28 protein-coding genes are annotated in these 25,379 nt (G+C 65.3%); 22 read left to right on the top strand and 6 right to left on the bottom strand.

What is annotated here, in order from left to right:
- The coding region (locus tag WBB07_RS26065; protein WP_526312049.1) for a DUF6542 domain-containing protein at nucleotides 1-567 on the bottom strand (567 nt) is incomplete at its 3' end.
- Nucleotides 568-651: 84 nt separating this feature from the next.
- On the opposite strand from WBB07_RS26065, the gene ychF reads away from it, so the two are divergent.
- The 3 genes from ychF to WBB07_RS26080 are packed head-to-tail and all read left to right on the top strand — an operon-like array spanning nucleotide 652 to nucleotide 2,679.
- Complete coding sequence (ychF, locus tag WBB07_RS26070; RefSeq protein ID WP_526312051.1) at nucleotides 652-1,725, top strand: redox-regulated ATPase YchF; 1,074 nt, start codon at nucleotides 652-654, stop codon at nucleotides 1,723-1,725.
- Nucleotides 1,718-2,089, top strand: a complete 372-nt coding sequence (locus tag WBB07_RS26075; protein WP_526312053.1) for a zinc ribbon domain-containing protein YjdM — start codon at nucleotides 1,718-1,720, stop codon at nucleotides 2,087-2,089. The genes ychF and WBB07_RS26075 overlap by 8 nt, the downstream gene beginning before the upstream one ends.
- A 44-nt stretch (nucleotides 2,090-2,133) precedes the next feature.
- The gene (locus WBB07_RS26080) at nucleotides 2,134-2,679 is read left to right on the top strand and encodes an OsmC family protein (protein ID WP_526312096.1); all 546 of its coding nucleotides are present in this window, start codon (nucleotides 2,134-2,136) and stop codon (nucleotides 2,677-2,679) included.
- Between the two features lie 24 nt (nucleotides 2,680-2,703).
- Here the strand turns inward: WBB07_RS26080 and WBB07_RS26085 are convergent, their stop codons facing one another.
- Nucleotides 2,704-3,141 carry a carboxymuconolactone decarboxylase family protein gene (locus tag WBB07_RS26085; protein WP_526312055.1) on the bottom strand — a complete coding sequence of 146 codons (438 nt, stop codon included), beginning with the start codon at nucleotides 3,139-3,141 and terminating at the stop codon, nucleotides 2,704-2,706.
- A gap of 168 nt (nucleotides 3,142-3,309) precedes the next feature.
- Here WBB07_RS26085 and WBB07_RS26090 point away from each other — a divergent pair, with 168 nt between their 5' ends.
- The 3 genes from WBB07_RS26090 to WBB07_RS26100 are packed head-to-tail and all read left to right on the top strand — an operon-like array spanning nucleotide 3,310 to nucleotide 4,479.
- The gene (locus tag WBB07_RS26090) at nucleotides 3,310-3,588 is read left to right on the top strand and encodes a type II toxin-antitoxin system Phd/YefM family antitoxin (RefSeq protein WP_526312057.1); all 279 of its coding nucleotides are present in this window, start codon (nucleotides 3,310-3,312) and stop codon (nucleotides 3,586-3,588) included.
- A complete protein-coding gene (locus tag WBB07_RS26095) occupies nucleotides 3,585-3,848 on the top strand; it encodes a type II toxin-antitoxin system RelE family toxin (RefSeq protein ID WP_526312059.1) in 264 nt (87 codons plus the stop codon). The genes WBB07_RS26090 and WBB07_RS26095 overlap by 4 nt, the downstream gene beginning before the upstream one ends.
- Nucleotides 3,849-3,897: 49 nt before the next feature.
- Entirely contained in the window at nucleotides 3,898-4,479 is a 582-nt protein-coding gene (locus WBB07_RS26100; protein WP_526312061.1) for a GNAT family N-acetyltransferase, read from the top strand.
- A 36-nt stretch (nucleotides 4,480-4,515) separates the two neighbouring features.
- Here WBB07_RS26100 and WBB07_RS26105 read toward each other — a convergent pair whose 3' ends face one another.
- Entirely contained in the window at nucleotides 4,516-5,115 is a 600-nt protein-coding gene (locus WBB07_RS26105) for a class I SAM-dependent DNA methyltransferase (RefSeq protein ID WP_526312063.1), read from the bottom strand.
- 43 nt (nucleotides 5,116-5,158) lie between these two features.
- Nucleotides 5,159-5,848, bottom strand: a complete 690-nt coding sequence (locus tag WBB07_RS26110; RefSeq protein WP_526312098.1) for a guanylate cyclase — start codon at nucleotides 5,846-5,848, stop codon at nucleotides 5,159-5,161.
- Nucleotides 5,849-5,886: 38 nt separating this feature from the next.
- Here WBB07_RS26110 and WBB07_RS26115 point away from each other — a divergent pair, with 38 nt between their 5' ends.
- Complete coding sequence (locus WBB07_RS26115; RefSeq protein WP_526312065.1) at nucleotides 5,887-6,051, top strand: hypothetical protein; 165 nt, start codon at nucleotides 5,887-5,889, stop codon at nucleotides 6,049-6,051.
- Between the two features lie 32 nt (nucleotides 6,052-6,083).
- Here the strand turns inward: WBB07_RS26115 and WBB07_RS26120 are convergent, their stop codons facing one another.
- Nucleotides 6,084-6,959: an alpha/beta fold hydrolase gene (locus WBB07_RS26120; protein WP_526312067.1), complete on the bottom strand. Its 876-nt coding sequence runs from the start codon at nucleotides 6,957-6,959 to the stop codon at nucleotides 6,084-6,086.
- 707 nt (nucleotides 6,960-7,666) lie between these two features.
- On the opposite strand from WBB07_RS26120, the gene WBB07_RS26125 reads away from it, so the two are divergent.
- The 13 genes from WBB07_RS26125 (at nucleotide 7,667) to WBB07_RS26185 (ending at nucleotide 22,560) form a co-directional block, all read left to right on the top strand.
- A complete protein-coding gene (locus tag WBB07_RS26125) occupies nucleotides 7,667-8,434 on the top strand; it encodes an MlaE family ABC transporter permease (protein WP_526312068.1) in 768 nt (255 codons plus the stop codon).
- A complete protein-coding gene (locus tag WBB07_RS26130) occupies nucleotides 8,431-9,279 on the top strand; it encodes an MlaE family ABC transporter permease (RefSeq protein WP_526312070.1) in 849 nt (282 codons plus the stop codon). Before WBB07_RS26125 ends, WBB07_RS26130 begins: the two co-directional genes overlap by 4 nt.
- An 11-nt stretch (nucleotides 9,280-9,290) precedes the next feature.
- Nucleotides 9,291-10,784 (top strand): MCE family protein, encoded by a 1,494-nt coding sequence (locus WBB07_RS26135; protein ID WP_526312072.1) that lies wholly within the window; start codon nucleotides 9,291-9,293, stop codon nucleotides 10,782-10,784.
- A 46-nt stretch (nucleotides 10,785-10,830) separates the two neighbouring features.
- On the top strand, nucleotides 10,831-11,859 hold the full coding sequence (locus WBB07_RS26140; protein ID WP_526312074.1) for an MCE family protein: 1,029 nt from the start codon (nucleotides 10,831-10,833) through the stop codon (nucleotides 11,857-11,859).
- Entirely contained in the window at nucleotides 11,856-13,253 is a 1,398-nt protein-coding gene (locus WBB07_RS26145) for an MCE family protein (RefSeq protein ID WP_526312076.1), read from the top strand. Before WBB07_RS26140 ends, WBB07_RS26145 begins: the two co-directional genes overlap by 4 nt.
- Nucleotides 13,254-13,270: 17 nt before the next feature.
- A complete protein-coding gene (locus WBB07_RS26150) occupies nucleotides 13,271-14,602 on the top strand; it encodes an MCE family protein (RefSeq protein WP_526312100.1) in 1,332 nt (443 codons plus the stop codon).
- Nucleotides 14,599-15,738: a virulence factor Mce family protein gene (locus tag WBB07_RS26155; RefSeq protein WP_526312078.1), complete on the top strand. Its 1,140-nt coding sequence runs from the start codon at nucleotides 14,599-14,601 to the stop codon at nucleotides 15,736-15,738. Before WBB07_RS26150 ends, WBB07_RS26155 begins: the two co-directional genes overlap by 4 nt.
- Nucleotides 15,739-15,740: 2 nt before the next feature.
- Nucleotides 15,741-17,204 carry an MCE family protein gene (locus tag WBB07_RS26160; RefSeq protein WP_526312080.1) on the top strand — a complete coding sequence of 488 codons (1,464 nt, stop codon included), beginning with the start codon at nucleotides 15,741-15,743 and terminating at the stop codon, nucleotides 17,202-17,204.
- Nucleotides 17,168-17,872 carry an Rv1363c family protein gene (locus WBB07_RS26165; RefSeq protein ID WP_526312082.1) on the top strand — a complete coding sequence of 235 codons (705 nt, stop codon included), beginning with the start codon at nucleotides 17,168-17,170 and terminating at the stop codon, nucleotides 17,870-17,872. Before WBB07_RS26160 ends, WBB07_RS26165 begins: the two co-directional genes overlap by 37 nt.
- On the top strand, nucleotides 17,869-18,612 hold the full coding sequence (locus WBB07_RS26170; protein ID WP_526312084.1) for an Rv1363c family protein: 744 nt from the start codon (nucleotides 17,869-17,871) through the stop codon (nucleotides 18,610-18,612). The genes WBB07_RS26165 and WBB07_RS26170 overlap by 4 nt, the downstream gene beginning before the upstream one ends.
- Nucleotides 18,613-18,619: 7 nt before the next feature.
- Complete coding sequence (locus tag WBB07_RS26175; RefSeq protein WP_526312086.1) at nucleotides 18,620-19,528, top strand: alpha/beta fold hydrolase; 909 nt, start codon at nucleotides 18,620-18,622, stop codon at nucleotides 19,526-19,528.
- Nucleotides 19,529-19,537: 9 nt separating this feature from the next.
- Entirely contained in the window at nucleotides 19,538-20,773 is a 1,236-nt protein-coding gene (locus WBB07_RS26180) for a WS/DGAT/MGAT family O-acyltransferase (protein WP_526312102.1), read from the top strand.
- Between the two features lie 65 nt (nucleotides 20,774-20,838).
- Nucleotides 20,839-22,560, top strand: coding sequence for a DUF3556 domain-containing protein (locus WBB07_RS26185; protein WP_526312088.1), 1,722 nt, complete (start codon nucleotides 20,839-20,841; stop codon nucleotides 22,558-22,560).
- Between the two features lie 3 nt (nucleotides 22,561-22,563).
- Here the strand turns inward: WBB07_RS26185 and WBB07_RS26190 are convergent, their stop codons facing one another.
- Nucleotides 22,564-23,202: an SDR family oxidoreductase gene (locus WBB07_RS26190; RefSeq protein ID WP_526312090.1), complete on the bottom strand. Its 639-nt coding sequence runs from the start codon at nucleotides 23,200-23,202 to the stop codon at nucleotides 22,564-22,566.
- 162 nt (nucleotides 23,203-23,364) lie between these two features.
- On the opposite strand from WBB07_RS26190, the gene WBB07_RS26195 reads away from it, so the two are divergent.
- Both WBB07_RS26195 and WBB07_RS26200 read left to right on the top strand, forming a co-directional pair.
- Complete coding sequence (locus WBB07_RS26195) at nucleotides 23,365-24,522, top strand: thiolase family protein (protein WP_526312092.1); 1,158 nt, start codon at nucleotides 23,365-23,367, stop codon at nucleotides 24,520-24,522.
- Nucleotides 24,519-25,331: an enoyl-CoA hydratase/isomerase family protein gene (locus WBB07_RS26200; protein ID WP_526312094.1), complete on the top strand. Its 813-nt coding sequence runs from the start codon at nucleotides 24,519-24,521 to the stop codon at nucleotides 25,329-25,331. Before WBB07_RS26195 ends, WBB07_RS26200 begins: the two co-directional genes overlap by 4 nt.
- Nucleotides 25,332-25,379: the final 48 nt, after the last annotated feature.

Below are 25,379 nucleotides of genomic sequence, written 5' to 3' on the forward strand. Positions count from 1 at the left end.
GCCCTCGTCGGCGTCTTCCAGGTCCTCGGGGTCGGTGCCGTTGATCAGTGCCGAGAGCTTGGCGCGCAGCCCGCTCAGCGGTTGCGCGGCGGCGGTGTCGTCGGCGCTCTCCTCGGTACCGTCTTCAGCACCGGCCCGCGACCCGAGATACCAGCGAGCGGCGCCGATCAGCAGCACCACCACTGACGTCGTGAACATCAGGACAAAACGCTCGATCAACGGATAACCGCAGTTGATGAGGATGTCTTTGATGCCGTCGATGGTGGACTGATTGAACAGGAAATACGCCCCGGGTACCGCGACGAACAGGATCAGCGGTGGCTGGACGACGGCGGTGAACACACTGTCTTGGCGCACCGCCAGGACAGCCGCCACACAGCCGATGAAGTAAAGCGCCCCGAAGACCGCCGTTAGTTCTTTGTTCCCGGATCCGGCGTCGAAGGCAAACCCGACTATCGTCGCGGTCACCGCGATGACGATTGCGCCCCACCACGGCACGCCAGGGAAGTTCGGGTGAGCCGAACGATGGCTGGCCGGCGGGTACGACCTCGCTCGCTGCACTGACACACGACGACCGTACCGGCTTCGCGACACCGGCGAACCGTCAGCGGGGTCAGTTTTCGGCTTGTTGGGCCTTAGACTCTGGGTCCTGTGAGCCTGAACCTCGGAATCGTAGGACTGCCCAACGTCGGAAAGTCGACGTTGTTCAACGCGTTGACACGCAACAACGTGCTGGCTGCCAACTATCCGTTCGCGACCATCGAACCCAACGAGGGCGTGGTGCCGCTTCCGGATCCCCGGCTCGGCGAGTTGGCCAAGGTGTTCTCGTCGGAAAAAGAGGTCCCGGCCACAGTCACGTTTGTCGACATCGCCGGAATCGTCAAGGGCGCCTCCGAGGGGGCCGGTCTGGGCAACAAGTTCCTGGCCAACATCCGTGAGTGTGACGCCATCTGTCAGGTGGTCCGGGTGTTCGCCGACGACGACGTGGTTCACGTCGACGGCAAGGTGGATCCGGGTTCCGATATCGAGGTCATCGAGACCGAGCTGATTCTCGCCGACATGCAGACGCTGGAGAAGGCGGTGCCGCGGCTGGAGAAGGAAGCGCGCAACAACAAGGAACGCAAGCCCATCCACGAGGCCGCGGTAGCAGCGCAGGCTCTGCTCGATTCCGGCAAGACACTGTTCGCCGCCGGGGTCGATCCCGCGCCGCTGCGTGAACTGAACCTGATGACCACCAAGCCGTTCCTGTACGTCTTCAACGCCGACGAGTCGGTGCTCACCGATGACGCCCGCAAAGCTGAGCTGCGCGCGATGATCGCCCCCGCAGACGCGGTGTTCCTCGACGCCAAGATCGAAGCCGAGCTCCAAGAACTCGACGAGGAGTCGGCCGCCGAACTGCTGGAGTCGATCGGGCAGAGCGAACGTGGTCTCGACGCCTTGGCCCGTGCCGGGTTCCACACGCTGAAGCTGCAGACGTATCTGACGGCCGGGCCCAAGGAGGCCCGCGCGTGGACCATCCACCAGGGTGACACCGCGCCCAAGGCCGCCGGGGTGATCCACACCGACTTCGAGAAGGGCTTCATCAAGGCCGAAGTCGTGTCGTTCGCCGATCTGCGGGAGGCCGGGTCGATGGCCGCCGCCAAGGCCGCGGGCAAGGTCCGCATCGAGGGCAAGGACTACGTGATGGTCGACGGCGACGTGGTGGAGTTCCGGTTCAATGTCTGACGTTCTGCCGCCGTGTCCCGAGTGTGGCGAGGCGTTCACCTATGAACAGGGCGCACTCCTGGTGTGCCCGATGTGTGGTCACGAGTGGTCTGCGGAAAGCCCGTCGTCCGACGATGATGCGACGCGTGAGGCCGGTGCCGAGATCAAAGACGCCGTGGGCAACCCACTCGCCGACGGCGACACGGTCACCGTCGTGAAGACCGTCAAGGTCAAAGGTGGCGGTGGCGGTGTGATCAAGGTGGGAACGAAGGTCCGCGGAATTCGGCTCATCTCCGACGGTGTCGGCGATCATGACATCGATGCGACCGTCCCCGGTTTCGGTCGCATGCAGCTCAAGTCGAGCGTGGTGAAGAAGGTTCTCTGACCGAAGGCGCCCGGATCGCGGTTCAAGCCACCCGCTCGGTCATGATGCCCTTTGCCGGTCGTTACTATCGCCTCCTTGTGGAGACATCGACCAAGCACCTCGCCGGGATAATCGCCGCCACCGCCGATGCGGTCACGGCAAACGAAGCCAATGCGAAGGTGGTGTTCCGGGCAACCGCGCAGGCGCATGGCGCGGTGGCCTCCTCGGTCACGCTGGGGAAGTACCGCGTTGAGGTGGACGAGCCGCCGGCGTTGGGTGGGGAGAACAAGGCCCCGAACCCGGTCGAGTTCTACCTGGCCTCACTGCTGTCCTGCCATATCGTGACGTGGCGGTTCTGGTCGGAGAAGCTCGATATCGCGGTGGACGACATTTCCGCGCGTGCCGAAGGTGACCTCGACGTCCGTGGCTTCTTCGGGCTGGACGACGGTGTGCGGGCGGGTTTCGGCGAGGTCCGGGTGATGGTGACGGTGACCGGGCCGGAAACCGAGGAACGTTACCGCGAGCTGCATGAGGCCGTCGAGGCGCACTGCCCGGTGCTGGATTTGACCCGAAATACGACGCCGGTGCGCGCGACGTTGGAAGTCGGGTAATCCGTACGGATGAGGCGATAGCCCTTAAGGGGCGACGGGATAGTGGCTGCGGATGGCGATGCGATTCCAGGCATTCATGGTGATTGCCAGCCAGCTGAGCGCAGAGACCTGCTCGTCGTTCAGTGAGCCGTTGTCCCAATTTCTGGGCTCGGGAACTGGAAGGCGCGTGACGTCCTCGGCGAGGGCAAGTGCGGCCTGCTCCTGCTCGGTGAAGTACTGCGACTCCCACCAGGCGGCAACGAGGGCCAGCCGGTCTGCCGACTCGCCCTTGGCGATCGCGTCACGCGTGTGCATGCGGAGGCAGAATGCGCATCCATTGAGCTGGGAGACACGGATTTTCACCAATTCGCCCAGCAGCGGGTCGAGTCCAGCCCGCTCAACGGCATCGTCGGCTTCCTTGCTCAAAGCCACGACGGTCTTGTAGGCGGCGGGGTGCTGTTTGCTGAGATTGACGAGCGTCATGGTGAACCCTTCGAGTGTCAATGGCGTTTCTTGATGCCGTCTCCCAGGCTAGAGGCGGGGCGGGCGAGCGGATCGATGATTGTTGTTCGGCGGCGCAATGCGGTGGAGTTCCGCTTCGACGTCTGACGGTAAAGCGGCTTCAGCAAGTAGTGCGCTAGAATTCTGTACATGACGACGTTCCCGCTGGCGGAGGTGCGGGCCAACCTCTCGAAGCTCGTAGATGAGGCGGTGCGCACCCACCAGCGCATCGAGGTCACCCGCCAGGGGCGGCGGGCCGTCGTCATTCTGAGTGCGGATGACTACGACTCGATCATGGAAACCCTCGACATTCTCAGCGATCAACAGTTGATGAGCGAGGTCCGTGAGGCTGAGGCCGAGGGGGGTCAGATTTACAGCCTTGATGAGGTGACAGAGGAGATGCGCACCAAAGGGCGACTTCCTCGGTGACCTGCCGAGTCGAGTTGACGAGCTCCGCGAAGAAGGCGTTGACCGATGTGCTGCCCGAGGCAGTGGCGGTGGCCTGCTGGGAGTTCATTCGAGGTCCGCTCGCCGAGAATCCCCATTGCGTGGGCAAGCCACTTCGCGATCGTATGGAGGGCCGATACTCCGCCCGCCGTGGCGAGTTTCGGGTCATCTACCAGGTTTTCGACGACCGGGTGGTTGTTCGGGTCATCCACGTCGGACACCGTCGTGATGTTTATCGGTGATGGAATCGGTTGGAGTTCCGGTTCGATGTATAGGTAGGAGAGAAAAGGCATGAGCGTGGCAGTTGACATCAGAGCTGCGGTGGCCGCGGACGTGGATCCCGCTGCCCGCACCCTTGCCGCGGCCTTCGACAGGTATGCCTGGACGCGATGGTCGATCCCGGAGGATGGTTACGGGGACCGGCTGGAACAGCTCCAACGGCTGTATCTGGGTTATGCGCTCGAGCAGGGTGTTGTGCTTGTCAGCGACAACCTTCGTGGCGTCATTGCGCTGTTGCCGCCCACTGCGGCTGCACCGACTGCCGAGTTTCAGGATCAGGTGGCGAGGCTGCACGGCCAACGGCTGGCGGCCGTCGCGCAAGTGGCGACCCCAGCCCAGCCCGAGAATGCCTGGAATCTGGCCACCCTCGGTGTTCACCCGGACAGCCAGGGTGCGGGGCTCGGCGGCGCGATGATTTCGGCCGGCCTGGCCGCCGTCGACCAATGCCACTCAGGTGATACCGGCGTCGCGTTGGAAACGTCTGATGAACGCAACGTGCGACTCTATGAGCGTTCAGGGTTTCGTGTCACCGCGACGACGCTGATCGATCAGGGGCCGACGGTCTATTCGATGCTTCGCTGCGCGACCGCCTGACGGAACGGCGTGCGTGCCGGTGCAACCGGTAAGCCGCTAGGCCCTGACCGCAAGGGCGGCGTGGGCCCGCGTGTGGTCGGTGCCGGCGCGCTGTTGGCGATCCAGCTCGACAAATCCGGCCGTCGATAGCATCCGGGACATCTTGTCGACCGGCCAGCGGTAGGCGGTGGTCACTTTGTGGTCGAACGGTTCGACGTCGCCGCCGTCGAAAAAGCCCACCACGAGTATGCCGCCGCGGGTAAGCGCCCGCTGGAACTCCTGTAAGACTTCTGCGAGGTCGCCGGGTTGACAGTGGATCAGCGAGTACCAGGCGAGGATGCCGCTCAATGATCGGTCCGGGACGTCGAGGGTGCGCAGCGAGCCGACCTCGAATTCGATTGTGGGCCAATTCGAGCGGGCACTGCTGATGAAATGCGGTACCAGATCGATACCCCGTGCGGTCAGGCCGAGGCTGTTCAGGTACGCCGTCAGGTGGCCGGGTCCGCAACCGGCGTCCAGCACCGGGCCGTCGCAGGAGCCGAGATGGCGCTGCAGGAATGTGCGGTCCCGGGGATCGACGTCGGTGACGGCGCCGAACAGCTGGATGTAGTCGTCGGCGATCTCGGTGTAACGATGCCTCACCACGGCGTCGGTCATAGCGCAGAGCCTAAGCGGTGGCGGTCCTGATGCTCCTGACAATCTAGGGCAGTACCGAAATCTCTTTGCCCAGTTCGCAACCCGGGATGAACGGCAGCTCGTCACCACTCCAGAAGGAGCCGGGGTCGAAGAAGTTCTCCCGCTTCTCGGTGTTGATCAGCCCCATCTCCTCGTAGGTGATGGCGACGGTCTCGGCGCAGTAGGCAGTCTGCAGGCTGACTCGACGGGCCTGCTTGCGGCGTTTCGCCGATTCTCGAACTCTGCTGTGCACAAAGGGAAGTCCGCGGGTCCAATCGCTGACGGTGGGTAGCCGGCCGCGCAACCATCGCCCCGTCAGACGGGCGGTGGTGGGGAAGGCGGTGCCGTTCATGCGTGCGATCACCCGCAGCAAGGCATCCTCCTGCTCGCGGGTGGCATACGGCGTCAGCTGACGCAGCCAACAGCGTTGATCGTATTTGGTCATCCACTGTTCGACTGCGGCGCGCAGATCGTTGAGCTGCACTCCACGGTGGTTGGTGCCGGTCCACAGATCCAAGAGTTTGTCGCCCAATTCGGCATGCCAGATCAGCGGCGGCAGATCGTCGATCGCGACCGTCATCCCGACGTGATTCACCGGCGCATTGGTCAGGGTCTGGATGGCCCGGTCCGGCCCGGAGGCGCCCCGGAACAGCCAGATGTCGCCGGTGCGCGTCACTTCGAGGGCCTTGTCCAGGGACACGCTGTTGCTACCGATGCTCGCGCTCACCACCGCAGCTTAGGCACACTGTGGGGGTGCGCAATGTCTGGAAGTGGATCGGTCTGGCCGGTGTCGTCGGCGTCGCCGCCGGCGGTGTCCTCGTCGCCCGAGATCAGCGGCGGCGGAACGCCTACACACCGAACGAAATTCGGGCCCGGCTGCACCAGCGGCTGGCCGAAGCCGAGGCCGACAATTCTTGAAACCGGGCGCGCCCGAGAGTCAACCGACGGTTTCACCCGGCTTCGGGCCGGGGTGCTGCGCGCGTGACGAACTGGACAACCGCGTCACTGAAGGCGTCGTTGTCGTCGCCGGCGGCGGTGTGGCCGGCACCGGAGAGTTCGACGAACTCGGCGTGTGGCACCTTCCGGAGGAAATCGTTGACGCCCTCGGTGCTGACGACGTCGGAGAGTTGGCCGCGGATCAGCAGTAGCGGGATTTCCAGCGCCTCGGCAGCTGCCTCGAGTTTTTCGGTGCGCTCAAAAGGGTCATCGCCGGGTTTGGTCAGGAACGCCGGATCCCAGTGCCAATGCCAGCGCCCGTCGCGGTGTCGCAGGTTCTTTTCCAGGCCTTGCGGGTTGCTCGGTTTGACCCGGTGCGGCAGATATTCGGCGACGGCCGCGGCGGCGGCTTCCAGCGAGTCGAACCCGTGGATGTGGTTGAGCATGAATTCCCGGATGCGGGCGCTACCGGTTTTCTCGAACCGTGGCACCACATCGACGAGTACCAGCTTTTCGACCCGCTGTGGGCCGGCTTCGTGTGCGGCCAGGATGCCGGTCAGCCCGCCCATGCTGGCGCCGATGATCACCACGGGTGTGCCGATGGCCTCGATCACCGCGTGCACGTCAGCGGTGAGGGTTTCGAGCTCGTAGTCGGCGCCGGGGGAGCGGTCGGAGTCGCCGTGACCGCGGGTGTCGACGGCAACGACGGTGAATCCCCGGTCGGCGAGGATCTGGCCGGTCTTCTTCCAGGAGTACCGGTTCTGGCCGCCGCCGTGGAGCATCAAGATGGTTGGCGTCGCTGTGGTGTCAGCAGCCTGCCGGTTCCACTGGTCAGCGACCAGGGTGATACCGCCTTCGCCTTGGAATTCGACTGTCTGCGCTGTGCTCACGGGCGTCCTCTCGATGCTGCCGGACTCCGACGTTACGACGCGACGGGTGGTCTCCGGCGCCGGGGTGTGGATCGAGCGCAGCCCCCAGCGACGGCGGCACCGCCCGAAAGTCGCGTCGTACGTGGCCCTCGAACCAAGAAGCCAAGGCGGGCAGGCACTCCCGCTTGCCGTGGAGGCTCTGTGGGCACCGTGCCGCGACGACGGTGAAATGCGTTGCTGTGGCGCGCCCGTCCAGGGTTGCCGGCGCAGGCGTGGGGAAATGCCTTCGGCGCTGCCGCCGCCGACGGTGTGGGGACGTTACCGCCGCATCGTGTAATCCATTGCGCAGACCGAAATAGCGTTCTGTGACCGTGACCTTCGACTTCCCTCGCCGGTGCCAGGAGAAGCACGATTTCGGCATTGGTGGCTGCAAATTTGCTGACAAGTGACCAAGTGCATCTTTGTGATCAAGATCTCTCAGAGCGCGCACCTCAGTGCGCTCGGTGTGCGAAGATCGCAGGCGTCGCGGACAGGTTGTAGCGGCCGTATTGCAAGGTCACGTCAAGTGTTGCTAGACGCGAAAAACGTGGTGTAGGTTGCTCGGGCGGTCTGTGTCATGAGTCACAGTTTTAGCGCAGGAAGAGGTTCTGTGTCGGAGGGGAATCAGCGGCTCATGCGTTTGATGCACGTCCGGCTTTCATTGGGGATCAGTCGGGAGGGGGGCCCTGATGGCCACCCCTGAGGTGATCGCCAAGCCGGTGCGTTCGGTCGGTGGCTTTTTTGCCATGACGCTGGACACCTTCGTCGCGATGTTCCGGGCGCCGTTTGCCTGGCGCGAGCTCATCCTGCAGACGTGGTTCGTCGCGCGGGTGTCGATCGTGCCCACCCTGATGCTGTCGATCCCGTTCACCGTGCTCCTGGTCTTCACCTTCAACATCTTGTTGGTCGAGTTCGGCGCCGCCGACTTCTCCGGAACCGGCGCCGCGATCGGCACCGTCACCCAGATCGGCCCGATCGTCACCGTGCTGGTGGTTGCCGGTGCCGGCGCCACCGCGATGTGCGCCGACCTGGGCGCACGCACCATCCGTGAGGAGCTCGACGCGCTGCGCGTCATGGGCATCAACCCCATCCAGGCGCTGGTGGTGCCCCGGGTGCTCGCCGCGACCATCGTGGCCCTGATGCTGTCGGCGACGGTGGTGGTCGTCGGTATCGCGGGCGGATTCTTCTTCTCGGTGTTTGTCCAGCACGTCACCCCGGGCGCTTTCATCGCAGGCCTGACCCTGATCACCGGTCCCGCCGACGTGATCATCTGCTTGGTCAAGGCGACGTTGTTCGGGCTGTCAGCAGGGCTGATCGCCTGCTACAAGGGCATTTCTGTCGGTGGTGGTCCCGCCGGTGTCGGCAACGCGGTGAACGAGACGGTGGTGTTCACCTTCATCGCGCTGTTTGTCATCAACGTGTTGGCCACCGCGGTCGGGGTCGAGGCCAACGTATGACGGCCGTTCACGGAAGCAACCCGCGGCTGCGCCGCACCCTCAACAGCTGGGCCGACAGCTGGAACCGGATAGGTCTGCAGACCAAGTTCTACGGGTACACGCTCAAAGGCATCTGGGATGCCTTCCTGTACTACAAGACCGAGATCGTCCGGCTGATCGCACAGATGGGCCTGGGTGCCGGCGCGCTGGCGGTCATCGGTGGCACCATCGCCATCGTCGGATTCCTCACGTTGTCGACGGGCGCACTCGTGGCCGTCCAGGGCTACAACCAGTTCGCGACGATCGGTGTCGAAGCGTTGACCGGTTTCGCGTCGGCATTTTTCAACGTACGGCTGATCGCTCCGCTGACCGCGGGCGTGGGGATGGCCGCCACCATCGGGGCCGGCGCCACCGCCCAACTGGGCGCCATGCGCATCAACGAGGAGATCGACGCCCTGGAGGTCATCGGGATCCGCACCATCGCCTATCTGGCGTCGGCGCGGGTGATCGCCGGTGTGGTCGTGGTGATCCCGCTGTACTGCGTTGCGGTACTGATGTCGTTCCTGGCTGCCCGAGTGGGCACCACGGTCATCTACGGCCAGTCCAGCGGCGTCTACGACCACTACTTCCGGACGTTCCTGAACCCCGTCGACCTCATCTGGTCGTTCCTGCAGGCCATCGTGATGGCGCTGGTGATCATGCTGGTGCACACCTATTACGGCTTCACCGCTTCCGGCGGCCCGGCCGGTGTCGGCGAGGCGGTCGGCCGCGCGGTGCGCACGTCGCTTGTCATCGCCGCCCTCGTGACCGTGATGATCTCACTGGCCGTTTACGGCCAGTCCGGCAACTTCAACCTGTCGGGATAGGGCGGGTCGACATGGATTTTGCGGAAAAGGAGAAGGGCCACGGCCTGCACCCGGGGTGGTGGACGGCCATCTTGCTGGCGGTCATCGTCGCGCTGGTGTTCGGCACCGCCGCGTTGTTCTCCGGCTCCTACAAGACCTATGTCCCGGTGACCTTGACTTCCGACCGCGCCGGTCTGGTCATGGAGACCGGCGGCAAGGTCAAGCTTCGCGGAGTCCAGGTCGGGCGGGTCAGCTCGATCCACGGCGGCCCGGGCGATCCGGTGGCGGTGTCGTTGCGTCTGGAGCTCTTCCCCGACCAGATCCAGCACATCCCCGCCAACGTCGAGGCGCAGATCAGAGCCACCACGGTCTTCGGCGCCAAGTTCGTCGATCTGATCTACCCCGAGAACCCGAGCTCCGACCGCCTTGCCTCCGGCGCGGTGGTCAAATCCCGCAATGTCACCACCGAGGTCAACACGGTGTTCCAGAACCTGGTCGGGGTGCTCGACCAGGTGGATCCGATGAAACTCAACGCCGTGCTCTCCGCACTCGCCGAGGGTGTGCGTGGTCAGGGTGAACGGATCGGCGAAGCCACCACCGGACTCAACGAGGTGCTGCTGGCCCTGAATCCGCGCAGCGAGACCATCCGTGAGGACTGGCAGGCGCTGGCCGGCTTCAGCGACGCCTACAGCGGTGCCGCGCAGGACATCCTGAGCGCGTTGAACGCGGCGTCCACCACCAGCACCACCATCGTGGAGAATTCCAAGCCGCTGGACGCCTTGCTGCTCAACGTGATTGGGCTCTCCAACAGCGGTATCGCTCTGCTGGCGCCCAACCAGGAGAACCTGATCAAGGGCATCAACAGCCTGGAGCCCACCACCAACCTGCTGATGAAGTACAACCCCGAATACACCTGCATGCTGGTCGGAGCGAAATGGCTGCTCGACAACGGCGCCTACGACGCCACCGGCGGTAACGGGAAGTCCTTCATCGTCGACGGTGGCGCGCTGCTGGGCGACGACCAATACCGGTTCCCCGACCATCTGCCGATCATCGGAGCCAAGGGTGGCCCCGGTGGACAGCCCGGCTGCGGGTCGCTGCCCATTCCGGACCAGAACTGGCCGGTGCGTGCCCTGGTCACCAACACCGGTTGGGGTACCGGCGTCGATCTCCGGCCGAATCCGGGCATCGGTTTCCCGGGTTACGCCAACTACCTGCCGGTCACCCGTGGTGTGCCGGAGCCGCCCAGCGTGCGCAATCTCTTCGGTGGACCCGCGCCGGGACCGAATGCGGGCAACCCGCCGAAGGTCATCCCCGAGCCGGGCGACTACCCGTACGGTGCGCAGATGTACCACCCGGACGGAACCCCGATCTGGAACAACCTGCCACCTGCGCCGCCGCCGATGGACGCACGGGAACCGGGGCCCACCCCGGGTTCGGAACCGTTCATCGTGCATCACCCCGGTCAGCAGCCCACACCGTTGCCGCCGACGCCGATACCCAACCCGGCAGCGCCCGGCCCCTGATCCCTGACCACCCCGTGACACCAAGCGAGAATCGAGCGAGGCAACCGTGAAAGACAACCTGGGAGGCGCCATCTGGCGTTTGGGCATCTTCCTGGTTGTCTGCTTGCTGGGGATGTTCTCGCTGTTTGCGGTGTTCGGTCAGATGCGTTTCGAGAAGGAACAGACCTATCGGGCCGAATTCACCAATGTGACCGGACTGAAGGCCAACGATTTTGTGCGTATTGCCGGGGTCGAGGTCGGGAAGGTGCAGGACCTCAGCATCCGTGACGACTCCACGGTGCTGGTGGAGTTCACCGCGCACGACTCGGTGGTGCTGACCGAAGGTAGCCGCGCGGTCATCCGGTACGACGATCTGATCGGTGGCCGGTACCTGCAGCTCGTCGAAGGCGCCGGTGGTACCCGAAAACTGAACCCCGGCGGCACGATCCCGCTGGCCCAGACCGAACCTGCGCTGGATCTCGACGCCCTGATCGGCGGTTTCCGTCCGCTGTTCCAGGCGTTGAACGCAGATCAGGTGAACGCGTTGACGGGGCAGCTGATCAGCGCCTTGCAGGGCCAAGGTGCCACCATCGGTTCGTTCTTGTCGCAGACGGCGTCACTGACCAACACCCTTGCCGACCGGGACCAGCTCATCGGCGACGTGATCGTCAATCTGAACACCGTGCTGGGTTCCCTTGCCGGACAGAGCGATCAGTTCGGCAAGGCGGTGACCGCACTGTCCGAGCTGGTGCAGGGACTGGCGGCACGCAAGGACGAGATAGCGACCGGCTTGGCGTACACGAATGAGGCCGCCGGCTCGATCACCGCCCTGCTGTCGGAGGCGCGTCCGCCGTTGGTGAAGGTGGTCACCGAAACCGATCGCACCGCCGGAGTGGTCCTGGCCGATCACGACTACTTCGACAATCTGCTCAACACCCTGCCCGACGCCTACCAGATCCTGAACCGCCAGGGTATGTACGGCGACTTTTTCAGCTTCTACCTGTGCGACGTCGCGCTCAAGCTCAACGGCAAGGGAGGCCAGCCGGTGTACGTCAAGGTGGCCGGGCAGAGCACGGGGAGGTGCGCGCCGCGATGAAACCTTTCGCTGAACGCAATACCTTTGTCATAGGCCTGGTCGGAATTGTCGGCATCGTGGCGATCGTGCTGCTGGCGCTGAACTACAAGAAGCTGCCGCTGATCAACTCCTCGACGGGCTTCACCGCGTACTTCGCCGAGACCGGTGGCATCGACAGTGGGTCGCCCGTGCAGGTCTCGGGCCTGCAGGTCGGTCAGGTGACCGGAGTCGAGCTCGACGGCACCCAGGTGCGTATCTCCTTCGATGTCAAAGACGGCGTACGTCTCGGTGATCGTGCCGAGGCGGCCATCAAGACCAAAAGCCTTCTGGGATCGAAGTTCCTGGAGGTCACACCCCGGGGAGACGGTCAGCTCGACGGGCCGATCCCCGTGGATCGCACCACCCCGCCCTACGAATTGCCCGATGCGTTGGGGGATTTGACCACCACGATCAGCGGGCTCAACACCGACCAGCTCTCGGATTCGCTGCGGGTGCTCTCGGAGACCTTCTCGCAGACGCCGCCGGATCTCCGGTTGGCCGTCGAGGGGGTGGCGCGGTTCTCCGAAACACTCAACGAACGTGACGCCCAGCTGCGTGAACTGCTGGGCAATGCCAACAAATCGACCGCCGTCCTGGCTGAGCGCAGCGACCAAGTAGTGTCCCTGATCGCCAACACCAATGCGCTGCTGGCCGAATTGCAAACGCAGAGCAGTGCATTGGATCAAATCTCCAACAATGTCTCGGCGGTCAGTCAGCAATTGGTGGGATTCATCGCGGAGAACCGGTCCACCATGAAGCCGGCGCTGGACAAGCTGAACGGTGTGTTGGCCACCATCGAAAACCGTAAGGAACGGGTGGCGCAGTCCATCAACATGCTGGCGACCTACGCCATGGCGCTCGGCGAATCCGTGTCTGCGGGCCCGTTCTTCAAGTCCTACATCAGCAACCTGATCCCGGGGCAGTTCGCCCAGCCGTTCATCGACGCGGCGTTCTCCGATCTCGGGCTCGACCCGAACGTGTTGCTGCCCACCGATCGCGTTGATCCGCAGATCGGTCAGCAGGGCACCCCGGCGCTGCCGATTCCGTTCCCGCGCACCGGCCAGGGTGGTGACCCGAGGTTGAACCTGCCCGACGCCATCACCGGTAACCCGGGGGATCAGGGATGCGGTCCGCCCGGAATCCCGCTGCCCGGGCCCACCGGCTGCTACCCGTACCGCGACCCCGGTCCGGCACCGGCACCCGGGGGACCGCCGCCCGGCCCGCCCGCACTCGCGCCTGCCGGTGTGGCGTCGACCCCGGTGCCGTCGGTCGCCCCGGTGGCCATCCCGGCCCCCGGTCAGGTTCCCCCGGTGACTCAGACGTTCGGTCCGGCACCGGGACCGGCTGATCCCGCCAACGCGGGAGGTGGACAGTGACAACCGCTCGTAACACGCTGTCGCGCAACACCAAACTCGGGGTGGCTGCGGTGCTGGTGCTCACTCTTGTTGCCGGTGTGGCGGTCCTGCTGCGTCCGGGGGGTCCGGTCAACCGGACCCACGTGGTCGGCTACTTCGCCAACAGCAACGGCATCTTCGTCGGTGACGACGTGAAGATCCTCGGGGTGACGGTCGGCAAGATCGACGAGATCCAACCCGAACCGGAGCGCGTCAGGATCTCGTTCTGGTACGACAGCCAGCACGACGTGCCTGCCGACGCGAAGGCCGCGATCCTGTCGCCGGCCCTGGTCACCGGGCGTGCCATCCAGCTGACCCCGGTTTACACCGGCGGCCCGGTGATGCAGTCCGATGACGTCATTCCCCAGGAACGCACCGCGGTGCCGGTCGAGTACGACTCCTTCCGTGAACAGCTGAAGCGGTTGACCGAGACCCTGCAGCCCACCGAAGCCGGAGGTGTCAGCACGCTGGGATCGGCGATCAACACCGCCGCGGACAACCTGCGTGGCCAGGGCGCCAACATCCGGGAAACCGTCATCAAACTGTCGCAGGCGTTTTCGGCGCTGGGCGATCACAGCACCGACATCTTCTCGACGGTTCGAAACCTGTCGATCCTGGTGGCCGCGTTGCAGGAGAGCACCAACCTGATGCGGCAACTGAACCAGAACCTGGCTGATGTCACCGGCTTGCTGGCCGATGACCCCGACGAGATCGCCTCCGCCGTGCGTGATCTCAATGTCGCGGTGGGTGAGGTGCAGACCTTTGTGGCCGAGAACCGGGAGACCCTGGGGACCACGTCGGACAAATTGGCTGCGGTGACAAGCATTCTCAACGACAACCTCGATGACGTCGAACAGGTGCTGCACGTCGCGCCCAACACCTTGCAGAACTACATCAACATCTATCAGCCCGCCCAAGGTGCGGCCACCAGCGTGTTGGCGATCAACAACTTCGCCAACCCGATTTCGTTCCTGTGTGGCGCCATCCAGGCGGCATCACGGCTCGGCGCCGAGCAGTCGTCGAAGCTGTGTGTGCAGTATCTGGCGCCGATCATCAAGAACCGGCAGTACAACTTCCTGCCGATCGGCCAGAACCTGTTTGTCGGCACGCAGGCGCGCCCCAACGAGGTGACCTGGAGCGAGGACTGGATGCGGCCGGACTACATTCCGCCACGCCCGCCCGCGCCACCCGCACCGCCGGTGGCCGGCGGGCCCGCGTTGCCCGCGGAAGCGGCACCGGTCGTCGCGCCGTCCCCGTTGGCGGCCGAAGCGGTTCCGACCAATCCCGCCGATGGTCTGCAAGGGTTGATGGTCCCGGGAGGTGGCCGATGAGGCCCCTCGGAGTGCGAGCCACCGCGGGCGTTGCCGCCGCAGCGGCGGCGATGACGCTGACCGGCTGCGGGAACTGGCAGGGACTGAACTCGCTGCCGTTGCCCGGCACCGAAGGCACCGGGCCGGGGGCGTTCACGATCACCGCACAGATGCCGGATGTGGACAACATCGAGCAGAACTCGCGGGTGCGGGTCGGCGATGTCACCGTCGGCAACGTGAGCAAGATCGAACGCCAGGACTGGCACGCCCTGGTCACGATGACACTCAACGGCAACGTCGAACTCCCCGCCAACGCAACGGCGACGGTCGGTCAGACCAGCCTGCTCGGTTCGCTGCACATCGAGTTGGCGCCCCCGAAAGACGAAGCGCCAGAAGGCCGGTTGACCGAGGGGTCGGTGATCCCGCTGTCCGCCTCGGGTGCGTATCCGACCACGGAGCAGACGCTGGCGGCGGTGTCGCTGATCCTCAACGGCGGCGGTATCGCGCAGGTGCAGGAGATCACCCACGAGTTGAGCACGGCCTTCGCCGGCCGCGAAGGTGACCTGCGTTCCCTGATCGAGCAGTTGGATCTGTTCATCCAGTACAACAACGAGCAGAAAGACGACATCATCGCCGCGGCGCAGAGCCTCGACAATCTGGTCGGGCAGTTCGCCGACCAGAAACCCGTTGTCGACCAGGCGTTGCGCACCATTCCCGATGCCCTGGAAGTGCTCAAGGACCAGCGCGAGCAGCTCACCGAGGCACTGGCGCAGCTGGGCAAGTTCAGCGCCTTCGCCGCCGATTCGGTGAACCAGACCCGCGAGGCCCTGGTGCAGGAACTCAAGGACGTCGGTCCGGTGCTGCAGTCGCTGGCCGATGCCGGTCCGGCGCTGACCCGCTCGCTGAGCTTCCTCCCGACATTCCCGTGGCCCAAGGAGACGCTGCACAACTGGATGCGTGGCGATTACGGCAACCTCAGCCTGGTGTTCGACCTGACGCTGAGTCGGCTCGACAGCGGCATGTTCACCGGCACGCGCTGGGAAGGTGATCTGACCGAGCTGGAACTGCAATGGGGCCGCACCATCGGTCAGCTGCCGAGCCCGTACACCCGCGCCAATCCGCTCATCGCTCCCTACCGGTGGGATCAGGGGCCCTAATCATGCATCTGAGTAAAAAGATCCTGACGCAGCTCGCGATATTCATCCTGGTCTCGTTGATCGCCGGTGCGGTGATGATCTTCAACTTCATCAACCTGCCCGCCATGTTGTTCGGCGCCGGCGAATACCGCGTCACCATCGAGCTACCGGAGGCCGGCGGCATCTATCAGCGCGGCAACGTCACCTACCGGGGCACCGAGGTCGGCCGCATCGACGATGTCCGGCTGACGGACCGCGGTGTCGCGGCCACTTTGGTGTTGCGCTCGAATCAGCCGATTCCGGCCGATCTGGATGCCGAGGTGCACAGTCAATCCGCGGTGGGTGAGCAGTTCATCGAACTGCTGCCCCGTAGCGGTGACGGCCCCGACCTGGCCGACGGCGATGTCATCCCGATGGATCGCACGTCGGTGCCCACCGATGTCAACACGCTGCTGAACGCGACGAATCGTGGTCTGCAAGCGATTCCGCAAGACAACCTCAAGACCGCGATCGATGAGGCCTACATTGCGATCGGCGGGTTGGGACCGGATATCGCGAGGTTCGTCAAGGGCTCGACCGCGCTGGCGATCGACAGCCGGGCAAACCTCGACGAGCTGACGACGTTGATCGACCAGTCCCAGCCCGTACTGGACTCGCAGACCGATACCGGCGGCTCCATCCAGGCGTGGGCGTCGCACCTGGCGAGCATCAGCGGCCAACTCCGTGATCAGGACCCTGCGGTGCGGGGTGTCATCGTGGAGGGTTCGCCGGCTGCCGACGAGGTGCGTGCGCTGCTGGACCGGTTCCAGCCGAGCCTGCCGGTGCTGCTGGCCAACCTGGTCAGTGTCGGTGAAGTGGCCATCACCTATCAGCCGAACCTCGAGCAGCTGCTGGTTCTGCTGCCGCAAGGGACCGCCGTCACCTCCGCCATCGGTGTGGCCAACCGGCACACCAAGCAGGATTACAAAGGCGCGTACCTGAGCTTCAACCTGAACCTCAACCTGCCGCCGCCATGCACCACCGGCTTCCTGCCCGCCCAGCAGCAGCGCCCACCCGCCGCGGTGGACGCACCGGACCGGGCCCCGGGCAATCTGTACTGCCGGATCCCGCAAGACTCCGCGTTCAACGTCCGCGGCGTCCGCAACACGCCCTGTACAACGGTGCCCGGCAAACGCGCGGCGACCGTGCGGGAGTGTGAGAGCGACGAGGTGTACGCGCCGCTCAACGAAGGCTTCAACTGGAAGGGCGATCCCAACGCGACCAACTCGGGGCAAGCGATTCCCGATGTTCCGCCCGGTTTGCCACCTGCGGTTGCGGCGCCACCGCCGGCTCCGGCGTTGCCGCCGATCGCAGCCGCTGAATACGACCCAACCACCGGCACGTACGTTGGACCAGACGGGCATGTCTACAAGCAAGCCGATTTGGCCCGCGGTGCCGCAGAGGAGCGAACATGGCAGACGATGCTGCTGCCCCCGAAGGGAAGCTGACCGAGTCCACAACGGACCGGACAGACCCCGAGGGTGCGACGGAATCGCCTCGAGAGACCGATCCATCAGACACCACCGACACAACTGAGACGGTCGCTGACGCTGACGCCGCCGGCAGTGACGATGGTGACGTCGTGGACTTCGATGAGGAGACCGCGAACATCGCCGCGGCCGCGCCGGAGTCGATGTCGCCGGTGAAGCTGGCCCTGATCATCGGGGTGGTTGTGGTGGTGGCGCTGGGCGCTGCGGTCGGTTGGCTGGGATACCGCGCCATGGACTCGCGCGCGGCTGCTGAGCAACGCCAGGTCTTTCTGCAGGTGGGCCGGCAGGCGGCGCTGAACCTGACCACCATCGATTCGGCGACGGTGGACGCCGATGTTCAGCGCATCCTCGATTCGGCGACCGACACGTTCTACGACGACTTCGCCGCGCGTGCCCAACCTTTCATCGATGTGGTGAATCAGGCGCAGTCGAAGTCGGTCGGCGAGGTCACCTCGGCGGGACTGGAATCCGACGATCCGGGCGGTGCGCAGGTTCTCGTCGCGATCACGGTGACGACCTCGAACATCGGTGCGCCGGAACAAGAACCACGCGCTTGGCGGATGCGTATCACCGTGAAGCAGGTCGAGCAGGATGTGAAGGTTTCCAACGTGGAGTTCGTACCGTGACCAACGAGGACAAGACACCCGAAGTCGACGAGACGGTGCCGGCCGAGACTGACAGCTCCGCCGAGGAGACCACTCTCGGCGCCGCCGAACCTCAAGAGCCGACGCCCGCCGCGGAGGGCAGCGAGCCGACGGTCTCTGCGGAGGACAGCGAGCCGACGGTCGCTGCGGAAGCCGGCGAGCTTACCGTCGCCGTGGAAGACAGTGAAGCCGAATCCGAGCCTGGAACAACCGAAGAGCCCGTCACCGCCAAGGCCGACACCGACTGGGTGCGAGTGCTGGCGTTTGCAGTGTTGCCGGTGTTGGCATTGCTGCTCGGTGCCACGGCGGGATACCTGAAATGGCAGGATTCTTCGGTGCGTGACGCCGACGCCGTGCGCGAAGCCTCGATGCAGGTCGCCAAGGACGCCACCGTCCGGCTGCTGTCCTACAAGCCGGACACCGTAGAGCAGGATCTCGGCTCGGCGCAGGAGCTGTTGACCGGCGAGTTCCGGGACTCCTACCGGCAGCTGATCGACGACGTGGTGATCCCGGGATCGAAGGACAAGCAGATCTCGGCAGTGGCGAATGTTCCTGCGGTGGCCTCGGTTTCAGCGGAACCGAACAAAGCTGTGGTTCTGGTGTTCGTGAACCAGACTGTGGTCGTGGGGGCCGGTGCACCCACATCGACGACGTCCAGCGTGCAGGTGACGATGGACTTGGTGGGGGATCGCTGGCTGATCTCCGAATTCGAACCTGTCTGAGTTCTCGATGACTGCAGAACCGCAGTGGGTCGAGATCGCCGCCTCCGGTGTCACGCTGAAAGCGCTGACCTGGGGGGCCGGGGACGGCCCGATCGCATTGTGTCTCCACGGGTTTCCTGACACCGCGTTCGGCTGGGAGAAGGTCGCACCGCGGTTGGTGGCCGCCGGGTACCGTGTTGTCGCTCCGATGATGCGTGGGTACGCACCGTCGGGTTTTCCCATCGACGGCAGCTATCACGTCGGCGCCCTGATGGATGACGCGCTCCAGGTCCGGGAAGCGATGGGGGCGACCGATGCCGACCTGCTGATCGGGCACGACTGGGGCGCGATCGCGGCAACCGGCCTGAGTGCGATGCCGGAGCGCCCGTTCGGCAAGGCGGTCATCATGTCGGTGCCGCCGTCGGCGTCGTTCACCCCGTTGCGTCGGGTGCCGCATCCGGTGCGGCTGGCTGCGCTGCTGCCCCGCCAACTGCTGCGCAGCTGGTACATCATGTACTTCCAATTGCCCTGGCTGCCGGAGCATTCCGGACAGTGGGTGCCGCGGCGACTGTGGCGGCGGTGGTCGCCGGGTTACGACGCCACCGAGGACCTGACGCACGTCGTCACGGCGATCGGCGCCCCGCCCCGCTGGCGCGCCGCGCTGGGCCCCTACCGGGCGACGATACGCAACTCCGCTCCGCCGCAACGGTTTGCCGCGCTGCATCGGCATTGGCTGTCGGCGCCGGTGATACCGGTGTTGTACCTGCACGGCCGCGATGACGGCTGCGCCTCGGCTGCCTACACCGAATGGGTACGGCGGATCCTGCCTGCCGGTAGCCGGGCCGAGGTGATCGCAGATGCCGGGCATTTCCTGCAGCTGGAGCGTCCCGATAGGGTCGCTGACCTCATCATCGAATTCGCTGCGACCGCAAGCTGACCGCCGGTGGTGTCTCGACTGGCCGCCGTCGACGCCCAGACGTACTGGTTGTCTGCGAAGGTGCCCAACGATCAGTTCCTGCTGTACGCGTTCGACGGGGCACCGCCCGTCGAACCGGTCGTGGAGCTGCTGCGCCGTCGCGCATCGATGTGCCACGACCTGCAGCTGCGGATCCTCGATGACAGGCGCACCGCGTATCCCGCGTGGGTCCGTGCATCGGTGGCGGCCACCCAGCTGGTGATCCATGCGGGGTGCGACTGGGCAGGCTGCCTGAACAGGGTGACGGCGTTGGCCGATGACCAGGTGGACCCCACCGCGGCGGCCTGGCGGCTGCACGTCTTCACTCCGGTTGTCGGGGTTCCGGGGGCAATCGGCCCGGCAACGGTTGCGGTGCTGCAGATCTCGCATGCGCTGGCTGACGGGACCCGTTCCGCGGACCTTGCGGGATGGCTGTTCGGCCGGCCGGCGCCGGTGACGCCGATCGCCGGCCCGGCGCGGGGGAGTCTGCTGGCACGTTCGGTGGCCGCGGCGCGGACACATCGGCAGCTGCTGAAAGACATCGAGGCCGGTGTGCTGGTCGCCGCCCCGGCGCCGCGGCCGGCGCTCCTGGCAAACTCCGCACCTGCGGGGGCCCGTCGGGTGGCCACCCTGATCCGTGGCCGCGACACCCTGGGCGGGCCCACCGTCACCGTCTCGGTGCTGGCCGCGGTGTCCACAGCGCTGGCCGGATTTCTCGGGGACCGCGGGCAGGACACCACCCGGCTGGCCGCCGAAGTGCCGATCGCACACAGCGGTATCCGGCATGCGCACAACCACTTCCGCAATATCGGCGTGGCGTTGCGTCCGGAACTGGCGGTGGCCGAACGTGCCGAACGGATCGCCGCGGAGCTGTCCGCCGGACGGGTCCGAGGGCAGCATCCGGCGACCGTAGCCGCCCGTCACGCGCAGGAGGCGGTGCCCGCGGCGCTGCTGCGATGGGGTGTGGGGCGCTTCGACGAGACTGCTCGCGCACCCGAGGTGACCGGACACACCGTCCTCACCAGCGTCAATCGCGGTGCCGCCGACCTGCGATTCGGTACCGCACCCGTGCTGTTCACCTCCGGCTACCCGGCACTGTCACCGATGATGTCGCTGGTACACGGCGTGAACGGTGTCGGCGAGACGGTGACGGTGAGTGTGCACGCCGCCGAGTCTGCCGGCGACATCGACGAGTACGTCGACCGACTGGACCACGCACTGGGATAGCCCCGCTCACGGCCGGCACCTGAACTTCCCAAAAAAGAGTTAGAACACGTTCTAGTCTGACCGGTATGGGATTTCTGAAGCAGAACACTCCCCAGATCGATTTCGAGGAGTGGAGCAAGGGCACTCGCGCGCAGAAGATCGTCCCGATGGCCCGGCACTGGGCCGAAGTCGGCTTCGGCACACCCGTCGCGTTGCACCTGTTCTATGTGGTCAAGATCCTGGCCTACATCCTCGGTGCCTGGCTGGTGGTACTGACGACCAAGGGGATCGACGGTTTTTTTGATGTCGCCCAGTGGTACAACGAGCCGATCGTCTTCCAGAAGGTTGTGCTCTACACCATGCTGTTCGAAGTCGTCGGCCTCGGTTGTGGTTTCGGCCCGCTGAACAATCGGTTCTTCCCGCCGATGGGCTCGGCCCTGTACTGGTTGCGGCCCGGCACCATTCGGCTGCCACCATGGCCGAACCGGATCCCGCTGACCAAGGGGGACAACCGCACCCCGTTCGACGCCGCGGTCTACGCCGCGCTGCTGGTGGCGTTGCTGATCCCGCTGTTCTCCGACGGGGTGGGGCCCGGGGTGGGCACCTTGCCGCAGTGGCAGCTGTGGGCGGTGCTCGGGTTACTTGCGGTGATCGGCCTCCGAGACAAGGTGATCTTCCTGGCCGCCCGCGGCGAGGTGTACGGCTCGCTGGCTGTGGCTTGCCTGTTCGCCGGCTACAGCGTGGTGGACATGATCATCGCGGCCAAATTGGTGTGCCTGGTGATCTGGCTCGGTGCTGCCACCTCCAAGCTGAACAAGCATTTCCCGTTTGTCATCTCGACGATGATGAGCAACAACCCGGTGTTCCGGTCGCCGGCGATCAAACGCAAGTTCTTCGAGCATTTCCCCGATGACCTGCGGCCCGGCCGTCGCTCCCGGTTCCTGGCGCACTTCTCCACCGCCATCGAAGGTCTGGTGCCGTTGGTGCTGTTCTTCTCACATGGTGGTTGGGTGACCGCCATCGCGGCAGTTGTCATGCTGTGCTTCCACTTCGGCATCTTGTCGTCGATCCCGATGGGGGTTCCGTTGGAGTGGAACGTCTTCATGATGTTCAGCGTGGTGGCGCTGTTTGTCGGGCACGCCGATGTCGGCCTGGCAGATATGGACAGTCCGCTGCCGATCCTGTTGTTCGTGGTTGTCGCCGGCACGGTGGTGATCGGGAACCTGTTCCCGCGCAAGGTGTCGTTCCTGCCGGGCATGCGCTACTACGCCGGAAACTGGGACACCTCGCTGTGGTGCATCAAGCCGGCGGCGGACGCCAAGATCGCCGCCGGTATCACTGCGATCGCCAGCATGCCGGCGGCGCAGCTCGAGAAGTTCTACGGCAGTAAAGAGGCCGCACAGATCCCGATGTACATGGGATATGCGTTCCGCTCCTTCAACACCCACGGTCGCGCACTGTTCACGCTCGCTCACCGGGCGATGGCCGGGCAGAACGAGGATGACTACACCGTCACCGACGGTGAGCGGATCGTGTCGACGGCGATCGGCTGGAATTTCGGTGACGGGCACATGAGCAACGAGCAGCTGGTCGCGGCGCTGCAGAGTCGCTGTCATTTCGAGCCGGGGGAGGTGCGCATCGTGATGCTCGACGCTCAACCCATTCACCGGCAGACCCAGCGGTACCGGCTCGTCGACGCCGCCACCGGTGAATTCGAGAGCGGCTACCTCAACGTCGCCGATATGGTGACGCGCCAACCCTGGGATGACACCGTGCCGGTGCAGGTGACCTCGAATGATTCCGACTGAGCCTCAACGATGGATGGCCTCGGCGATCGGGGTGTCGCCGCTGTTGAACTCGATGGTGCGACCGATCGTGGAGTCGTCGGCCAACGTCGCGGCGGCCACCAGCGCAACGTCCTCGCGGGACACCTCGCCGGCCACGTCCAGGGCGATCCGGCCGGTGGCTGCTTCGAGGGTCAGCCTGCCTGGCCCGAGGATGGTCCACTGCAGCCGGCTCGCTCGGAGATGGGTGTCGGCGGCGGCTTTGGCCTGGGCGTACGGGAAGAACGAGTTGTCCTCGGGCACACCGTGATCAGGGCCGGCGCCGAAGTAGGACACCATCACGAAACGGGGCACCGCTGCCTGCGTGGCCGCGTCGATGACGCGGATCGCGGCATCCCGGTCGACGGCGTAGGTGCGCGCCGGATCGCCACCACCGGCACCGGCGGTGAACACCACCGCGTCGTGACCCGCCAAAAGGTCGGCCAGCAAATCGGTGCCGAGACTCTCGATATCGGCGACCAGCGGCTGGGCGCCGGTGGCGGCGACCTCCTCGGAGTGGTCGGGATTGCGGAACACGGAGGTCACCTGATGCCCGTCGGCGCTCAGGGCGCGGGCCAAGTGCAGGGCAACTTTTCCGTGGCCACCGATGACGGCGATCCGAGTCATGAGGAGTCCTTTCACTGAACGGGCAACGTCGGGTGCAACCCGGGGTGGGCTTCGGGAAATTCCGACCCGCCCCGCAGGTGTACCCACTGCAAGTGTTAAGAACGACGGTGACGACCAACTGTTTAGTTGGTCACTGGCACGGTGATCTGGGAGGAGAGGTTCATGGCTGAAGCCGTGATTGTGGAGGCGGTACGCTCGCCCGTCGGCAAGCGCAACGGAGGTCTGTCGGGGGTGCATCCGGCGGAGTTGTCGGCGCAGGTTCTCAACGGACTCGTCGCGCGTGCCGGCGTCGACCCCGGCCTTGTCGAAGACGTCATCTGGGGTTGTGTGATGCAGGCCGGTGAGCAGGCCCTCGACATCGCCCGGACCGCGGTGCTGGCGGCCGGATGGCCCGAGACGGTGCCCGGGGTGACGATCGACCGGCAGTGTGGCTCCAGCCAGCAGTCGGTGCACTTCGCCGCCGCCGGCGTGGTGGCCGGTCACTACGACGTGGTGGTCGCCGGTGGTGTCGAATCGATGTCGCGGACCCCGATGGGCTCCTCGCTGGCCAGCGGCGGCCACCCCTATCCGGATGCGTTCCGCAGCCGGTACGGCCAGAATCCGAACCAGGGCATCGGCGCGGAGATGATTGCGCAGCAGTGGGGCTTCGACCGCACCACGCTGGACCAATTCTCCCTCGACTCACACGGGAAGGCCGCGACGGCCCAAGATGCCGGGGCGTTCGAGGATCAGATCGTGGCGATCAAGACCAAGGACGCCGACGGCAACGACGTCGCGATCACCAAGGACGAAGGGATCCGTCGCGGTACCCCGATCGAGAAGATGGCGCAGCTCAAGCCCGCGTTCAAAGAAGACGGCGTGATCCACGCCGGCAACTCTTCGCAGATCTCCGACGGATCGGCAGCGCTGCTGTTCATGTCCGCGGAGAAGGCGAAGTCGTTGGGACTCAAGCCGATAGCGCGGGTGCACACCGCGACCTTGGCCGGCGCCGATCCGGTGATCATGCTGACCGCACCGATCCCGGCGACACAGAAGGCGTTGAAGCGTTCCGGATTGTCGGTCGACGACATCGGCGTGTTCGAGGTCAACGAGGCATTTGCGCCGGTGCCGCTGGCCTGGCTCAAGGACATCGGTGCCGACGAGAAGCGGCTCAACCCCAACGGTGGCGCCATCGCACTGGGACACCCGCTGGGCGGATCCGGCGCCCGTATCATGACGACCATGCTGTATCACATGCGGGACAAGGGAATTCAGTACGGTCTGCAGACCATGTGTGAAGGTGGCGGCCAAGCGAACGCGACCATTCTCGAGCTGCTGTGACCGACAATCTTGTTGCGCCACAGGATGCTCCGGGTGCCCTCACCGAACGGCGGGGCAACGTCCTGATCATCACGATCAATCGGCCGGAGGCCCGCAACGCGGTCAATGCCGCGGTGAGTACCGCGGTCGGGGATGCGCTGGCCGCGGCGCAAGCCGACCCGGAGGTGCGGGTGGTGGTGCTGACCGGTGCCGGGGACAAGTCGTTCTGCGCGGGTGCTGATCTCAAGGCGATCTCCCGGCGGGAGAACCTCTTTCATCCTGAGCATCCCGAATACGGATTTGCCGGCTATGTCAGTCATTTCATCGACAAGCCGACGATCGCCGCGGTCAACGGTACGGCCCTCGGTGGAGGCACCGAGCTGGCGCTGGCCAGCGATCTGGTGGTGGCCGAGGAGCGGGCGAAGTTCGGGCTGCCCGAGGTCAAGCGGGGACTCATCGCCGCAGCCGGCGGGGTGTTCCGGATCGTCGACCAACTGCCGCGCAAGATCGGGCTGGAGCTGATCCTCACCGGCGAACCGCTGAGCGCGCAGGATGCGCTGAAGTGGGGCCTGATTAATCAGGTGGTGCCCGACGGCACCGTCGTGGAGGCGGCGCTGGCCTTGGCCGAGCGGATCGCCGGGAATGCGCCGCTGGCGGTGCAGGCCAGCAAGCGGGTCGCCCACGGGGTCGATGCCGGGGTGGTCACCGACGAGAAGGACGGCTGGACGCGCACCATGAAGGAAATGGTGGGCGTGTTCCGCAGCGAGGATGCCAAGGAAGGGCCGCTGGCGTTCGCCGAGAAGCGTCAGCCGGTCTGGAAAGCCCGGTAGAACCGCCGCGAGCAGACGCAAACTCGGGTTCCCTGGGCGGGATTCACC

The sequence above is a fragment of the Mycobacterium sp. genome (assembly GCF_049647605.1).
Lineage (GTDB): Bacteria > Actinomycetota > Actinomycetes > Mycobacteriales > Mycobacteriaceae > Mycobacterium.

Excerpts from the sequence above, each read along its gene's own strand:
- WBB07_RS26135 (WP_526312072.1), top strand. The coding sequence starts at position 9,291 with ATGGATTTTGCGGAAAAGGAGAAGGGCCACGGCCTGCACCCGGGGTGG.
- WBB07_RS26100 (WP_526312061.1), top strand. The coding sequence starts at position 3,898 with ATGAGCGTGGCAGTTGACATCAGAGCTGCGGTGGCCGCGGACGTGGAT.
- WBB07_RS26185 (WP_526312088.1), top strand. The coding sequence starts at position 20,839 with ATGGGATTTCTGAAGCAGAACACTCCCCAGATCGATTTCGAGGAGTGG.
- WBB07_RS26130 (WP_526312070.1), top strand. The coding sequence starts at position 8,431 with ATGACGGCCGTTCACGGAAGCAACCCGCGGCTGCGCCGCACCCTCAAC.
- WBB07_RS26195 (WP_526312092.1), top strand. The coding sequence starts at position 23,365 with ATGGCTGAAGCCGTGATTGTGGAGGCGGTACGCTCGCCCGTCGGCAAG.
- WBB07_RS26190 (WP_526312090.1), bottom strand. The coding sequence starts at position 23,202 with ATGACTCGGATCGCCGTCATCGGTGGCCACGGAAAAGTTGCCCTGCAC.
- WBB07_RS26085 (WP_526312055.1), bottom strand. The coding sequence starts at position 3,141 with ATGACGCTCGTCAATCTCAGCAAACAGCACCCCGCCGCCTACAAGACC.
- WBB07_RS26145 (WP_526312076.1), top strand. The coding sequence starts at position 11,856 with ATGAAACCTTTCGCTGAACGCAATACCTTTGTCATAGGCCTGGTCGGA.
- WBB07_RS26175 (WP_526312086.1), top strand. The coding sequence starts at position 18,620 with ATGACTGCAGAACCGCAGTGGGTCGAGATCGCCGCCTCCGGTGTCACG.
- WBB07_RS26075 (WP_526312053.1), top strand. The coding sequence starts at position 1,718 with ATGTCTGACGTTCTGCCGCCGTGTCCCGAGTGTGGCGAGGCGTTCACC.
- WBB07_RS26160 (WP_526312080.1), top strand. The coding sequence starts at position 15,741 with ATGCATCTGAGTAAAAAGATCCTGACGCAGCTCGCGATATTCATCCTG.
- WBB07_RS26155 (WP_526312078.1), top strand. The coding sequence starts at position 14,599 with ATGAGGCCCCTCGGAGTGCGAGCCACCGCGGGCGTTGCCGCCGCAGCG.
- WBB07_RS26125 (WP_526312068.1), top strand. The coding sequence starts at position 7,667 with ATGGCCACCCCTGAGGTGATCGCCAAGCCGGTGCGTTCGGTCGGTGGC.
- WBB07_RS26105 (WP_526312063.1), bottom strand. The coding sequence starts at position 5,115 with ATGACCGACGCCGTGGTGAGGCATCGTTACACCGAGATCGCCGACGAC.
- WBB07_RS26090 (WP_526312057.1), top strand. The coding sequence starts at position 3,310 with ATGACGACGTTCCCGCTGGCGGAGGTGCGGGCCAACCTCTCGAAGCTC.
- WBB07_RS26165 (WP_526312082.1), top strand. The coding sequence starts at position 17,168 with ATGGCAGACGATGCTGCTGCCCCCGAAGGGAAGCTGACCGAGTCCACA.
- WBB07_RS26080 (WP_526312096.1), top strand. The coding sequence starts at position 2,134 with ATGCCCTTTGCCGGTCGTTACTATCGCCTCCTTGTGGAGACATCGACC.